This is a genomic window from Bradyrhizobium sp. th-b2 (assembly GCF_000426785.1).
Lineage (GTDB): Bacteria > Pseudomonadota > Alphaproteobacteria > Rhizobiales > Xanthobacteraceae > Bradyrhizobium > Bradyrhizobium septentrionale.
On record NZ_AUGA01000062.1, the window covers coordinates 24009 to 36533 of the forward strand.

Below are 12525 nucleotides of genomic sequence, written 5' to 3' on the forward strand. Positions count from 1 at the left end.
AAGAAAACGCGTCAAAGCAGGGATCTAGAGTTTCGGTTCTGATCTTATCAGAAGCGAAACTCTGGGGCATTTGGGGGCTGAATGAGGGCTGCCAAGCCCCTGCGGCAGGAGTTACCGCCCGCGGGATACCCGCTCGATCTCGGCCTTGACGATCCGCTCGACCAGCCCCGGCAGATTGTCGTCCAGCCAGGACTTCAGCATCGGCCGCAGCATCTCCTTGACGAGATCCTCCAGTGTCCGGGCATTGTTGCTCAGCACGGTGTTGGCCAGCGAGTTGAAGGCGGATTCGACCGCCCGCATCGTGGTTCCCGAGATGATCTGCTGCATCGGCGCGGTTTCGATCGCCGGCGGCTCGCGGACAGGTTCTCGCGCTGGTTCCGGAGCCGGCGCCCGGGTCCGGGCTTCCGTGAACTCGACATCGTCCTGTGGCTCGACCTTGCGGAACGAGGGCGCGGGCGCCGGGTCCGGCAGCGCCATGTCGTCGGTGAGCTCGAACACATCGGCTTCGGGCTGCGATGGTCTGATCTCGGCTGCGGGCGTCGCCTCGTCGAGGCTGGCCAACAGCGAATCGATATCGTCCTGGCTGTTGCTGGCCGCAGCAGGCGCAGGCGGCGGTGCTTTCGGCGCGGGCGCGGCGGCCTTCGCGGCCGGGGGCGGTGCGGGCGGCGGGCTCTTGATCACGGGCTTGGCTGCTGGTGGTGCCGGCTCGACCTTCGGCGGCGGTGCAGCGGCAGCTGCCGGCTTGTCGGCAGCTGCCGGCTTCGCCTCGTCGTCGGCAATGATGCGACGGATCGACGCCAGGATCTCCTCCATCGAGGGTTCTTGGACCTTCGCAGGTTGCGTCATCTCCGACTCCACATCGAAACGATTTTACATCAAGCCCGAGAGGATTCGCCGGTTCCGATGATGCGTGCGGAGAATTTCATTGCTCCCGCCCGACTTGTCCCCAGATCAAGCCCGCCCGAGGCTTTGTGCAAGCTTCGTGTCGTCCGATGCAGCGTGATCACAGGTGGCGTCGCACCTGTCATCACGCTGCGCCAGCTCGCCGCGAATCGCCTTGCTGCCCGACAAAACGGTATGTCAGGGCAAATATCGATTGCAAGCAGACGCGCCAGTTCGTGGTCCTGATTAACTCAGAACCACAAACATGGCGCGACAAGCGAAGATGACCTGAAGGTGTTTAGCGGCCGTCGGGCGTGCGCACGCCGGCCCAATTGTCACGAACCTGCTGATAATGCACGCTCGGATCGTAGACGCTGGTCGGCAGGCCCATCACCTGCGGCGACAGACGACCGATGAAGTTCAGCACGTTGTAAGACGCGACGACGCGATCGTGCTGCGCTGTAACGAGCGAATTGCGGGCGTTGACGAGCGCCTGCTGTGCGTTGAGCACGTCGAGCGTGGTGCGCTGGCCGGCCTTGGCCTCTTCACGGACGCCGTTCAGCGCGATCTCGGACGCGGACACCTGAGCCTGCGCCGATGCCACCTGCGATTTGCCGGCGACTAGCTGGCCCCATGCGGTGACCACGTTGGCGCGCGCCTGATCCCGCGTTTGTTCCAGAACCTGGCGCTGCTGCGCCAGCGATTCCTTGGACTGCCGGATCAGCGAGTATTCGGCGCCGCCCTGGTAGATCGGCAGCGACACTTGAACCCCCGCCGAGGCATTGAAGAGGCGGTACACGGTCAACTGCGTTTCATAGCCCTGGCTGACCGACAACTGCAGCCCAACTGTTGGCAGCAGCGCGCCCTCGGCAACCTTGGTCTGCAGGTAATTGATGTCGACGCCGTACATCGCGGAGGTGACGTTCGGGTTTTGGGTCAGGCCGAGCTCGACAGCAGCCGAGAGCGTCGCTGGCAGGAACCGGTCGACCGGCGAGCCTGGTGCGAGATTCTGCGGCTCGGTGCCGATGATGCGGCGATAGTTCGACCGCGTCGTCGTCAGGTTGGATTCCGCGGTGAGCTGCTGGGTCTTGCCGGCCGCGAGCTGGGCCTCGGATTGTGCAACGTCGGTCCGCGTCACTTCGCCGACGTTGAAGCGGTCCTGGGTCTGCTTCAGCGTCTGTTCCAGCACGCGCGTATTGCTGCGCTGGACTTCGACGATGGCGGAGTCGCGGAGATAGTCCATGTAGATGGTGGCCGCGCTCAAGAGCACGGTCTGTTCGAGCGCACGCAAAGCTTCACGCGCCGACGAAACCTGGCTTTCGGCAGCGCGCACCCTCGGCGCGTTCTGCGCGTTGTACAGCGACTGGCTGGCGGTGATGCCAACGGTCCGCTGCCTGCTAACGCCGGATAGAGCCGCGGACCCCGGCGTAATTTGCTCATCGGTGTATTGTCCGCCGGCCGTCGCGGTCAGCGCGACCTTCGGGCGGTAACCCGAGAGCGCTTGCGGAACGTTTTCGTCAGTCGAGCGCACCAACGCACGTTGTGCGTTGAGCTGGGGATTGTTCTGGTAGGACCGCACCAGCGCGGACTCGATCGTTTCGGCGAGCGCGGGCACAGGGCCCATCTCCGCCAACAGAAGGACGGCAGTCGCAGCCGCGGTGATAACCTTCACCCCTCGCATCCCCGGTAATCCAATCATTTAGTCGCCGTCTCCCCACGCACGTCAGTCCGGCGGTCGCTTCAGTCGAAGTGAGTCCGGCCTCACCTTAGTCCGCAGCTAAGGCCAACGGAACCACCCAGCAACGGATCACGGTCGAAACTCTTCACATGGGGCAAACGGGCCACACTTCTGATTCGGAACGGGATTTTATCAGCCACTGCGCCGCGGTAGCGGTCAGAAGACGAAGGCGGGAAGCCGCTCGAATCCAGGCAAAACGGGGGCCGAGGCGTCGAACAGCTCGCGATGTCCGAAATCGCCATGGGAATGAGTCACCATGGTGGCCCGCGGCGGCGGCGTCAGGCCGAACACCCCGACCAGCCGGCCCCCCTCCTTGAGCTGGCCAAACAGGCCGGCCGGAATGATCTCGGTCGCGCCATTGAGGACGATGACGTCGAACGGCGCGCCAGCGGCATCGCCGTCGGCGGCCGCTGCGGTCTTGACCGTCACATTCTGGATACCGAGCTGGGCGACCGCTGCGGTCGCTTTTGCGGCCAGCGCCGGATCGCTCTCGGTCGCGCTGACCTCGGCCGCGAAGCGCGCCACGATGGCGGCGGCGTACCCGGTTGCGCAGCCGACCACCAGGACGCGGTCGGAGGCCTTGATCTCGGCGGCCTGCAGCATCCTGGCGAGCAGCGCCGGCGTGATCAGGCAGCGCTTGGTCGCGCCGCCCTCGGCCACGTCGAGATCGAGGTCGAGATAGGCCAGGGCCTGCTTGCTGGCCGGCACGAACACCTCGCGGGGCGCCGTCAGCATGGCTTCGAGAATGCGATCATCGGTCACGTCGCTCGGACGCACCTGACCATCGACCATGTACTGGCGCGCGGTCGAAAAACCGGTCATTGGCTGGACCCTGCAAGGCGCGGCATTGCCGCTGGAGAAGCTAGAACAGGGCCATCTTTTGAAACAAGCTCCGCCAAAACGCAACACGCCGTTGGCGTGCAAAATGCGCTCCGCTGTGCCGTCTATTCGATCGTGACGGCAAGCCGGCCGATCAGGCGGGCCACTTCATCTAGATGCTCGGAATCATGCTCCTCGACAGCTTTCGCGAGCCGGCGGACGCACTCATCGTCGCTGATGTCAGGGGCATCATTCGGAACGAGCGTCGGCTGCGGCATCGACAGGTCGATCAGGTTAATGGACATCGAAATCACCTCTCAAGACCCGGCGAGAGGAAGTGTCGACCGCTATTGAGTCGATTTGACGACGTTTCTTCTCTGTCCGCAGCGGGCCACGGGCTTGTGATCGACAATAACGGCTAGTTGATGGGGCCAAAACTGGCTCCCCGGGCTGGATTCGAACCAGCGACCATTCGATTAACAGTCGAATGCTCTACCGCTGAGCTACCGAGGAATAGGCGAGAACATATGTTCGCGCGCGGGCAGCGTATAACAAAGCCTTTCGGCATTGCAAAGAACCAAATGGGGGACCCGGTGAAACTTTAGCGGAGACGGTAAACCGCTGACGTACAAGGGTTTGCTCCCATCCCGGCGCGAAATATGCCTGGCCCGCCCGCCGCGGCCGCCCATGCTGCAGGGGCCAGGAAACAACGCCGGCGCGGCGATCGCGCCGCGCCCTTGATTCTGCCTTCGGATTCTTGTCTTGGATCCCGTCTTTGGCACCACCCGCCCCCGACATCACTCCGCGATGAACGAGGTCGTCTTGGTGCCGGGGTCGTAGCGTAGCCTGAGGACGTTCAGCTTGCAGAGGTTGACGTTCTTCCACAGCACCGACTCGTCGTAATTGGCCCAATCGACCTTGATGTTCCAGACGCAGCCTTCGTCGTCGTTGCCGAACTCGACATAGGCGGTGTCCTGGTTCTTCAGCGTGGCCTCGAGCTCGTTCTCCCATTCGTCGAGGCCGTCGTCGGGCCCGTTGAAGCCGAGAAACTTGATGGCATATCCGGTCTCGTTGACCACGGAGACGTTGCGGTTATCGGCGGCCCGCGCGGGTGTCGCGACCAGCGCCAGTCCCATCACAAGCAATGCCGGCAAAATAGACTTCATCGAAATCCTCCTGGCAGTCGGCCGCACATCGGCGTGCGGCGTAACCTCCTTAGCGACCCTGCCGCACGAGTACAAATCGTGCACAAAATGCGAAGAGCTGGGTTTAGCGCGCGGCGATCGCGACGATGAACAGCGCGGTCGCGGCAATCGAGGCCACCGTTCGCGCGTGGTTCCACAAGGTCCAATCGGTCAGATAGCGCGCCCAGACCGGTGCCGCCGCCGCGCTCACGGGGGCCGTCGCCGCAAGCTGGTCGTTCAGCGGCACATTGAAGACAACAGTGACGACGAACATGCCGACGACATAGATGACGCCGCCGCAGATCATCGCAATCGCGCCCGGCTCCTGCCATCGTAGGGCGCCGAGCACGACCAGCGCGGCGCAGGACAGCGTGGTGCCGAAGAAGACCGGCATGAACAGAGAGCGGACGATGTCGACATTGATCGCGTTCATCGCCGATATCCCGGCGGCCTGGTCGATACGGCCGAGCGCGGTCATGACGAACGCGGAAAAGGCGAAATAGAGCCCGGCGAGCAGGCCGCAGCCGAGCGCGGAAAACCACAGCAAGCCCGAGGTCAGGACATGGCGCATCGTTCCAGCTACAAATGCGAGGGATACTCGTATTTGTGAAATGCGATAAACTCTCGTATTAGAAGCGTCAACCCCGATTGCGGAGGAGAAGGATGGCGAGACGAAAGGCCGCGCCCCCGGCAGCGGCAAGGGCCGCGCCCGCGGGAGAGGCTCCCCTGCCCGCGCTGGCGCGGCTTGCCCCGACCCAGCAGCGCAGCCGCGAGCGCTTCGAGCGCATCCTCGCCTGCGCGACCGAGATCTTGGCGGAAAAGGGCAGCGAGGCGTTCCGCATGAGCGACATCGTCGAACGCAGCGGCGTCGCATTCGGCTCGCTCTACCAATATTTCCCCGACAGGGCCGCGATCATCGGCACGCTGGCTGAACGGCATAACGTTGTCGGGCGCGATTGCGTCCGGCGCGATCTGGCCAGTGTGACGGCCGCGCGCGACCTGCACCCGGCGCTGTGCCGGATCGTCGACAGCTACTATGAGATGTTCATGCGCGAGCCTGTCATGCGCGACATCTGGCAGGCGACGCAAGCTGACCGCGCCCTGCAAGAACTCGATGCGGACGACATGGCCGTGCTCTCCGGACTGCTGTCCGATGCGGTCAGACGGGTTGCGCCAGGCATGCCGGCCGCCACCCTCACCACATTATCAGGGCTGACCATGACGCTGATTGCCGCCGCCGTGCGTCACGCAATCACGCTGCCGCCGAAGAAGGCCCGCCAGGTGCTGACGCAGTTCAAGACCATGCTGCCGCAGAACCTTGCCAGGCTGCCGTGACCACAATCGCACAGAGGTCGGGAATTTCGTCTGTGCAGAGGCGATAGACAGGGGGTCTACACGATTTAAGCCGTTCGAGACCCTGCCCGCGGCGCCCAACACTGTCCCGCCGGCGAACCATGCCGAGGATCGATGCTGCATGCGAATGGCGACTATCCTGCGATCCTTGTCTCACTGTCACGGCTTCCTAAAATTGCTGCGACATTTGACGGCTATGAATATCGCCGGGAATTCCGGGAAGAGTTTTTCGCAAGATGTGATTTGTCTCACACGAGGCGCGGCCATGCCGACCTAGGTTCCCCACGGGGTCAGGGATTCATTAACCAAAGCGGGCGCCATCGTTCTTTTCATAAAATTCGAACGATTCGCTCAATCCGGACCGAAGACAGTTTTGCGACCATGGCGCTCTCGAACCTCGGAGAGCGCGATGAGCGACGTCGAATTTGATCTGCTGCTGGACGCCGTGCGAACGGCGATCGCGCCCATTGCTCAGGAGGATTTCGTGGCCCAGCCTTCGCCCCGCATTCAGCCGCCGCCGCGCGCTGCCAATGACAACCAAGCGCCGTGGCCGCTGATTCCGTTTCCTGAAGGTTGGTACGCCGCAAGCTGATGCGGCTTCTCATGTGTTGGCTGCAAGCCATTGATGAGATGAGTGGAGGCCACGACCGGAATTGAACCGGTGTACACGGTTTTGCAGACCGTTGCGTCACCACTCCGCCACGTGGCCCCAACGCGGGCGGATCAATATAGACCTTCAAGCACTTAGGCAACTCCCCTCACGTCGTTACCCGCACAGTTCTGAAACTCGAAAACCGTGCCATTTCTGAAACTGGCGTGCTTGGTCTGTTCTGGCTAGGCTTGTCGCCATGCCCAAGCACCTCTCCGGCGGCGACCGCAAGGCGCTGACAAAGGAACTCGCGCGGGCCCGGGCTGTGACAACAATTCTTATCACCCGATCGGCAGAGAAACGTGCCGCCGGCGAGGCGCTGATACGCGAGGCCGACGACCTCCTGTGCCAGAGTTGGAACGAGAGGATGTGGGCGGACGGCGGTCCGGTCGACCCGTCGCCCTCGATCGACCTGGCCCTCAACGCCGGCTATCCGTGGCTCGAAATCAAGTGCGCGCGGCAACCGATCTTGAGACCGTGATCAAGGACCTGATCTCAGGCCAGTACTCTAACCCGATCCGAGTGATCGGCTTCAACACCGCCGAGCGCTGGTCGGAAGACGTCTCGGAAGACATCGCGCGCGAGGTGCAGCGCCGCTGCGACCTGCTGCAGAGGGATGTTCCGAGCGCCCTGCAGGGCTTCTTTGACCGGCATATCGGCGATCGTCGGCAGCTCACACTGCGGCTTGTACCGATTTCTTGTTGATGATTTGACCAGTGGGGAAAATTTGCCCCTAGGTTGACCGCCTGGGGCCTTGCCGTACAGGCGTAGTACGCCATAGTTGCACACGTGAATCACCACGTGAAAAGCGTGGTGTGGGTCGAGCAAGGGGCCAGATAGATCCCAGCGGTCGTCTGGTCCCCCAGCTCTAACAGAACCCCGCCGGAACGAATCACCACGGGGCGCCGCTGGGCTCAGCGTTTGCCGCTGGCCGCTGCCTATCGCAACCAGCGCAAATGCCGTTCCCCACAGTTTTCAGGGTATAATCGGCACCGATTAGCAAAACCGTCCAAGATACCTATGTTTCGGGCATGCCCAAGCCCCTGTTTCAGCCCTGCGTACCGATCGCCGCTAAGGCGGTGCCGACCGGCCCTGACTGGTTCCACGAGGTCAAATACGACGGCTACCGCGGGCGCGTCGAGCGCGATGGCAAGAGCGTACGCGTCCGCTCCAAATCCGGACTGGACTGGACGTGGCGCTTCCCCTGGATCGTCGAAAGCGCCTTGAAGCTGCCCGAGACGCGCTTTGCGATCGACGGCGAGATCTGCGTGCTCGACGTCCGCGGCGTCTCCGACTTCGACGCGCTGCACTCCAACCGGCACAACGAGGAAGCCCAGCTCTACGCGTTCGACCTGGTTGCACTGGACGGTGACGACTTGCGCGAGCTGCCGTTGTTCGAGCGGAAGAGCCGGCTTGCGAAGCTCTTGCGGCGCCGGCCGGAAGGCATCTTCGTCGCACCCTTAGAGCTCGGCGAGATCGGCCCTGACCTGTTTCGCGCGGACTGCGACATGGGCCTTGAGGGCCTGGTCTCAAAGCACCGCGAGCGCCGCTACCGGCCGCGCACCTGCGACTGGATCAAGGTCAAGAACCGGAAGCACCCGGCCATGAGCCGCGTGATGGACGCGCTGTCGTGAGCGGTCCGGCATGCATCCGATGCGAGGGTACAGAACAGGGTGGGTTTGCGAGACCATCCAGACCAGCCCTGGACCGGCCCGCACGCCTGCGGCGTCGCTGGTGCGCCCTGTCCGGCTTGCAATACACGCCCTAGAAGTCCGCTGCGATCACTGCAGGGAAGAACTCGCATCGGAAGAAAAGGGTGCGATGCCGGCCTTTTCTCAAACCACCGGGACCAGCCTTAAACATTTGACCATCAACTAGACTAGCTTGTCGCCGATCTGATGGTAATTTTGATAGGCGAGATGGCCTTCTAACCAAAGTCGGACGAAGTAACGTCCCTTTGGTAATTTTCCCTTCGTGATCCAACGCTCGGTAGATGGCGGGCGAGGTGAGAAAGCGGCGCTTTCGAAAGAGAAAACTACGTTTCCAGCCTTGTCTATCACCTCGGATTTGAAGTCGACCATTCCATTGTCTGAGCGAGGCCGCAGTTTAAAAACTAAACCTTCTCCGGTGAGGTCCACGTATTCGACAAATACAAACTTACGCTCAAATACGAGCAGATCATCCGAGACCAAAATATAGTCAAACCAAGCCTTGCAGCTTGGGCCAAGCAGGTGAATTAGCGTATCGCGTTCTGCACCAGTTCGGCAATAAATCCATTGCAAAGTCTCATTCAGGGGCAGCGGCGAGACGGCCAAAACTTCTGCACAACGGTGGTCGGTAATCGATTTATCGCCTCCCGTCCCGCCCTCGTGATACACCTTCTCAAATGGTATCTTGGAGAAGTAATCCTCAGAATCGCCGGGCTCAGCACTCCCCAGTTGCATATTCCGATCGCAAAACTGAATGCCCGGTCTACACAAGACCTTGCGAGCGTCGAATACCATCATGACGAGTACGGGGGCATGCGCCTCTTCCCACTTGCACTCGCCGGCTTTTCGAATCCCTTCTATGTGCCATTGGGTCGGAGTTCTAGGACGGAAATATAGCCGAGCTGAATCGTGGGCGTGCCCGCGTGCTTGAACCACTCCCGCCGCGGCAATGTCTTTGGCCCGGTTGTTCTCGGGATCGTTTCGGGACCTGAGATTTCCGCCTTGTATTATTTTGACAGCGTTCTCTATTGGCGCATGATGAAAAAGTCGGCTCGGCCATTTTTTTCGATAGGGATATTGCGGCCTATTTAGCTCTTCTTCCCATCGGGCAATATGAGCTTCGATAAATGCAGCACTTATGGGCATGCAAGTTCAAGCTGGTTACGGGATAGATCCGCAGGCGCACCACGCCCAAGTCTATATTCAACCGCCAGCTCTGGATCCCCCTCCACGGCCTGTATCTCGACAGGCCGCATGTGAGGCAAGACGCTGAGCAGCGAGAGAAGAGGTTTGCCCCCTCCCCTAGTCGACCAACCGGCTTTCTCCTTCGTTAAAAGCCCAGTTTGTAGCCCGATCCAAACGCCCCACAAATCCTCCTTCTCGAATACCCAAGAGGCTTCACCTGATCTCATTTTTAGTATGTCATCCTTGCCCACCGACGCTTCGATAGGCGTATGAGCCGTAAGATCAGATAAGTTGTCGCGAGTTAGCTCGACGGCTCGAAACAGCGAGCTAATGAAAGCATCAAAATTTGTTTCTTCGGGAGCCTCGACTTCCAGTTTTTGAGCGACACTTTCCATGTGCTCTGGAAGTCCGATGTCTTTGGTAAAATCATGCACGTAAACGGGTATGGGAAGATCTTTTAGATGTTTCTCCATCACCGGGCGAACGTCAGCCCAGTCCAAGCCGCCATTGCCGCAGCCTAAGCGGGGGAATGAGATTTCTTTGATACCGAGCGAAGCATACTTCTCAGAAAACTTCTCTAGCCCCGATTCGATCCACTCGATCTTCGATGGATTTCGCCAGTGCTTTTTAGTTGGAAAATTCAATACCCAGCTGCTCACACCCTTCCAAAGCCAGAGCTTGCCGGGCGCCAAAAGTTGCTTGTCGCAGATACGGCGGTAAGCCGCGAACATCTGAGGCTCGCGTTCCTTGAATTCGAGTGCAATACCCTTCCCCATCACACCGACGCAATTGACGGTATTGACAAGAGTCTGAGCACTCGACTCGAGCAGGCTTGTTCGGCGATAGATGAGCATGTGGTCCCGTTTCTCCGTGCGGGCGTCGCCCCTTTTGCTGTCTCCAGTGTCCAGCTTCAAGGGTCAAGTGTAAAGAACAAAATCAGAACAAAAGTTGGTGATAAGTTAACCGAATCGCCTTTCCCACCGCTTTTTCTCCTAATCGACGGCTGCGACAACGGTTCCCAGAAGCCACCGAGCGAACCTCGCGGCGTGCGATGGCTCACTTGTCAAGTCCACTGGCGCTTGCGTACCGCCGCCATGGGGCTGAAACATCAATGCTTGACGTGAATGTCGACGAAGTTGGTCACGACCAAGCCAACCCCGCCGCTCAGACCGACAGCGACCCAGTATAGCCAGCGGCTGGCATTGCGCACGCCGGTCGCCTGCACTTGCACAGTCTGGACGGCCTGGACGGTCGGCTTCATATCGGCGATGTCTTTCGTGGCCATCGCGAGCTGCGCGCCCATTGTCGTCATTTCAGCGCGCAGCGCGTCGACCTTCTGATGCAGATCCTTGCGACCGTCCGAGGCTTTCTCTTCCATCCGCTGCCAGGTCTGCAGCAGCGTCGAGACGGTCGACTCGAGCCCGCCGATCTTGGCAGCCATCTGGAGCAAGGCAGCATTGACGCTCGCCGTATCGTCGCCGCTCATTTCGCCTTCTTTCGCTTGAACAGGCCGAACCGCGGCGCCGGCTTTTCTGCCGGCGTCGCGCTGTCGCAGGCGACGCCGCCGACGCGACCGATGCCCTCGCGGACGTCCTGGTACTGGCAGACGGCGCGACGCAGGCAGGCGTTGACCTTTGCCAGCGCCGCGCGGTCGGTTTTCCAGAGCCGCTCGATCTCACCGGCGTCGAGCTCGCGATCCGGCGTATCGACCGGCGCACGCTCGCAGGCCGCGACGTCCGCCGGCATCGCCGGAATGTTGGGCGCGTCCGGAGGCGGAGGCTGCAGCCGCTCCTGGCTACCGAACCCCGCGCACCCGGCGAGACATGTCGCGAGTAAAACACTTGTTGGCGTTAGCCGGCGTTGCATCGATTGCCCCCTGGTTAGACTTGAGCTGCGCCTCGGCCTCCGCGGCGCGCTTGGCGTCGCGCTGTTGCAGGGCGTTGGCAAAAACGAACTGGCGATCCTTCTCCTCGAGGCGCGCCTGCAATTGAGCATTCTGCTCGGCGACCTGTGCCGCCTCGCATTTGGCATCGGCCGAGCTAAAGCCGGCGTTGTAGAGATGCGCGGCGCCGGCTATCGCGGCGCCGCCGGCGACGACAGCCAGGCCGCCGGCAAACAGCGCGCCGGCCGCGAATGGCGAGAGACTGACGCCGGCGGCGCCGGCCAGGCGCATGACGATCGCGACGATCCAGCTCATGCGTGCTTCCCCGCGCGGTAATCGGCCAGGCGACGCTGCTCGAGCGTGTCGGCCACGAACCAGACCAGGACGCCGACGCCGGCGACGACGACCAGGGCGGCGAGGCCGATCGCGATCGCCTGGATCGCACCAGGCGTCAGGCCGAGGCCGCCGACCGCGTCCTTTGCGGCCGAGACCTGCGTCGCGCGATCGGTCACCCAGGCGAGCGCGCCGGCCGTGCCGAGGCCGCTCGAGCCGCCGAAGATCTTGCCGGCCCAACCCTTGGCCCGATCGGTCAGCGCAATGGTCTGCGAGCCGTCGTCGCGGAGATCCGCGACGGTCGCGCTCGCCCGCGTCTCGGCGACCTGGCGCGGCTCCTGCCGCTTGCCGAGCTCGGCGATCAGCTGGTCGTCGATTGCCGGCGTCAGCGGCAGCCCGCGCGCGTTGCGATAGGCCAGGATCATTCCCTCGGTCCGCCCCTGCGGCAATTGCTCGCCGTCGACCTGCCCGACGTCGTAATAGCCGAGCTCGCGCAGCCGCGCCTGGACATGCGCGACGACGTCAGGATCTACCGGCGCCGGCGTCGTCGCGAGCTTCGCATGCTCTTGTGGATGCGACGTCGCGAGGCCGTGCTCGAATAGCGCCGTCTCGTCGTCGCGGCGCAGGCGCAGGCCCCTGCTGTCCGGCCAGAGCCGTTTCATCGACCGGATCAGGCCAGGGATCTTGGCGAGCTCGCCGCTGCCGATCGCCGCCTTGATCTGGCGCATCTCGGTCCAGCGCGTGCCGGGTTTATTGAACCCGCCGGCGTCGCGATTAAACGCGATCGAGAG

16 protein-coding genes, 2 tRNA genes and 1 pseudogene are annotated in these 12525 nt (G+C 62.0%); 5 read left to right on the forward strand and 14 right to left on the reverse strand.

What is annotated here, in order from left to right:
* Positions 1–111: 111 nt before the first annotated feature.
* The 7 genes from K359_RS0139455 to K359_RS0139485 all read right to left on the reverse strand — a co-directional run bounded on the left by K359_RS0139455 (position 112) and on the right by K359_RS0139485 (position 5194).
* Entirely contained in the window at positions 112–846 is a 735-nt protein-coding gene (locus K359_RS0139455) for a PopZ family protein (protein WP_029084156.1), read from the reverse strand.
* 334 nt (positions 847–1180) lie between these two features.
* Entirely contained in the window at positions 1181–2563 is a 1383-nt protein-coding gene (locus tag K359_RS0139460) for a TolC family outer membrane protein (RefSeq protein ID WP_029084157.1), read from the reverse strand.
* Positions 2564–2776: 213 nt separating this feature from the next.
* A complete protein-coding gene (locus K359_RS0139465; protein WP_029084158.1) occupies positions 2777–3442 on the reverse strand; it encodes a protein-L-isoaspartate O-methyltransferase in 666 nt (221 codons plus the stop codon).
* Positions 3443–3564: 122 nt separating this feature from the next.
* A complete protein-coding gene (locus tag K359_RS0139470; RefSeq protein ID WP_029084159.1) occupies positions 3565–3744 on the reverse strand; it encodes a hypothetical protein in 180 nt (59 codons plus the stop codon).
* 133 nt (positions 3745–3877) lie between these two features.
* Positions 3878–3952, reverse strand: a tRNA-Asn gene (locus K359_RS0139475).
* A 284-nt stretch (positions 3953–4236) separates the two neighbouring features.
* Positions 4237–4605 (reverse strand): hypothetical protein, encoded by a 369-nt coding sequence (locus K359_RS0139480; RefSeq protein WP_029084160.1) that lies wholly within the window; start codon positions 4603–4605, stop codon positions 4237–4239.
* A 103-nt stretch (positions 4606–4708) separates the two neighbouring features.
* Complete coding sequence (locus K359_RS0139485) at positions 4709–5194, reverse strand: DUF1772 domain-containing protein (RefSeq protein ID WP_029084161.1); 486 nt, start codon at positions 5192–5194, stop codon at positions 4709–4711.
* Between the two features lie 92 nt (positions 5195–5286).
* On the opposite strand from K359_RS0139485, the gene K359_RS0139490 reads away from it, so the two are divergent.
* On the forward strand, positions 5287–5958 hold the full coding sequence (locus K359_RS0139490) for a TetR/AcrR family transcriptional regulator (protein WP_029084162.1): 672 nt from the start codon (positions 5287–5289) through the stop codon (positions 5956–5958).
* Between the two features lie 427 nt (positions 5959–6385).
* Positions 6386–6568, forward strand: a complete 183-nt coding sequence (locus K359_RS0139495; RefSeq protein ID WP_029084163.1) for a hypothetical protein — start codon at positions 6386–6388, stop codon at positions 6566–6568.
* Positions 6569–6611: 43 nt separating this feature from the next.
* On the opposite strand, the gene K359_RS0139500 is transcribed toward K359_RS0139495, so the two are convergent.
* Positions 6612–6685 (reverse strand) — tRNA-Cys (locus K359_RS0139500).
* 139 nt (positions 6686–6824) lie between these two features.
* On the opposite strand from K359_RS0139500, the pseudogene K359_RS54500 reads away from it, so the two are divergent.
* The 3 genes and pseudogenes from K359_RS54500 to K359_RS0139515 all read left to right on the forward strand — a co-directional run.
* Positions 6825–7085: pseudogene (locus K359_RS54500) on the forward strand (hypothetical protein); the annotation flags it as partial.
* Positions 7086–7102: 17 nt separating this feature from the next.
* Entirely contained in the window at positions 7103–7330 is a 228-nt protein-coding gene (locus tag K359_RS54505) for a hypothetical protein (protein WP_156928917.1), read from the forward strand.
* Between the two features lie 326 nt (positions 7331–7656).
* Positions 7657–8259, forward strand: coding sequence for an RNA ligase family protein (locus K359_RS0139515; protein ID WP_035977906.1), 603 nt, complete (start codon positions 7657–7659; stop codon positions 8257–8259).
* 240 nt (positions 8260–8499) lie between these two features.
* On the opposite strand, the gene K359_RS59570 is transcribed toward K359_RS0139515, so the two are convergent.
* The 6 genes from K359_RS59570 to K359_RS63635 form a co-directional block, all read right to left on the reverse strand.
* The gene (locus K359_RS59570; RefSeq protein WP_084518669.1) at positions 8500–9480 is read right to left on the reverse strand and encodes a DarT ssDNA thymidine ADP-ribosyltransferase family protein; all 981 of its coding nucleotides are present in this window, start codon (positions 9478–9480) and stop codon (positions 8500–8502) included.
* The gene (locus K359_RS0139525) at positions 9471–10373 is read right to left on the reverse strand and encodes a macro domain-containing protein (RefSeq protein WP_029084166.1); all 903 of its coding nucleotides are present in this window, start codon (positions 10371–10373) and stop codon (positions 9471–9473) included. Before K359_RS0139525 ends, K359_RS59570 begins: the two co-directional genes overlap by 10 nt.
* A gap of 254 nt (positions 10374–10627) precedes the next feature.
* Positions 10628–11005 carry a DUF1515 family protein gene (locus K359_RS0139530; RefSeq protein WP_029084167.1) on the reverse strand — a complete coding sequence of 126 codons (378 nt, stop codon included), beginning with the start codon at positions 11003–11005 and terminating at the stop codon, positions 10628–10630.
* Positions 11002–11265 carry a hypothetical protein gene (locus tag K359_RS0139535; protein WP_029084168.1) on the reverse strand — a complete coding sequence of 88 codons (264 nt, stop codon included), beginning with the start codon at positions 11263–11265 and terminating at the stop codon, positions 11002–11004. The genes K359_RS0139530 and K359_RS0139535 overlap by 4 nt, the downstream gene beginning before the upstream one ends.
* A 49-nt stretch (positions 11266–11314) precedes the next feature.
* Positions 11315–11716, reverse strand: coding sequence for a hypothetical protein (locus K359_RS54510; protein WP_051346667.1), 402 nt, complete (start codon positions 11714–11716; stop codon positions 11315–11317).
* Positions 11713–12525, reverse strand: an 813-nt coding sequence (locus K359_RS63635; RefSeq protein ID WP_029084169.1) for a hypothetical protein, incomplete at its 5' end; no start/stop codon positions are given. The genes K359_RS54510 and K359_RS63635, both read right to left, overlap by 4 nt.

Coding starts and splice junctions, on each gene's coding strand:
- K359_RS0139455 (WP_029084156.1), bottom strand. CDS start 846: ATGACGCAACCTGCGAAGGTCCAAGAACCCTCGATGGAGGAGATCCTG.
- K359_RS0139460 (WP_029084157.1), bottom strand. CDS start 2,563: ATGCGAGGGGTGAAGGTTATCACCGCGGCTGCGACTGCCGTCCTTCTG.
- K359_RS0139465 (WP_029084158.1), bottom strand. CDS start 3,442: ATGACCGGTTTTTCGACCGCGCGCCAGTACATGGTCGATGGTCAGGTG.
- K359_RS0139470 (WP_029084159.1), bottom strand. CDS start 3,744: ATGTCCATTAACCTGATCGACCTGTCGATGCCGCAGCCGACGCTCGTT.
- K359_RS0139480 (WP_029084160.1), bottom strand. CDS start 4,605: ATGAAGTCTATTTTGCCGGCATTGCTTGTGATGGGACTGGCGCTGGTC.
- K359_RS0139485 (WP_029084161.1), bottom strand. CDS start 5,194: ATGCGCCATGTCCTGACCTCGGGCTTGCTGTGGTTTTCCGCGCTCGGC.
- K359_RS0139490 (WP_029084162.1), top strand. CDS start 5,287: ATGGCGAGACGAAAGGCCGCGCCCCCGGCAGCGGCAAGGGCCGCGCCC.
- K359_RS0139495 (WP_029084163.1), top strand. CDS start 6,386: ATGAGCGACGTCGAATTTGATCTGCTGCTGGACGCCGTGCGAACGGCG.
- K359_RS0139515 (WP_035977906.1), top strand. CDS start 7,657: ATGCCCAAGCCCCTGTTTCAGCCCTGCGTACCGATCGCCGCTAAGGCG.
- K359_RS59570 (WP_084518669.1), bottom strand. CDS start 9,480: ATGCCCATAAGTGCTGCATTTATCGAAGCTCATATTGCCCGATGGGAA.
- K359_RS0139525 (WP_029084166.1), bottom strand. CDS start 10,373: ATGCTCATCTATCGCCGAACAAGCCTGCTCGAGTCGAGTGCTCAGACT.
- K359_RS0139530 (WP_029084167.1), bottom strand. CDS start 11,005: ATGAGCGGCGACGATACGGCGAGCGTCAATGCTGCCTTGCTCCAGATG.
- K359_RS0139535 (WP_029084168.1), bottom strand. CDS start 11,265: ATGCCGGCGGACGTCGCGGCCTGCGAGCGTGCGCCGGTCGATACGCCG.
- K359_RS54510 (WP_051346667.1), bottom strand. CDS start 11,716: ATGAGCTGGATCGTCGCGATCGTCATGCGCCTGGCCGGCGCCGCCGGC.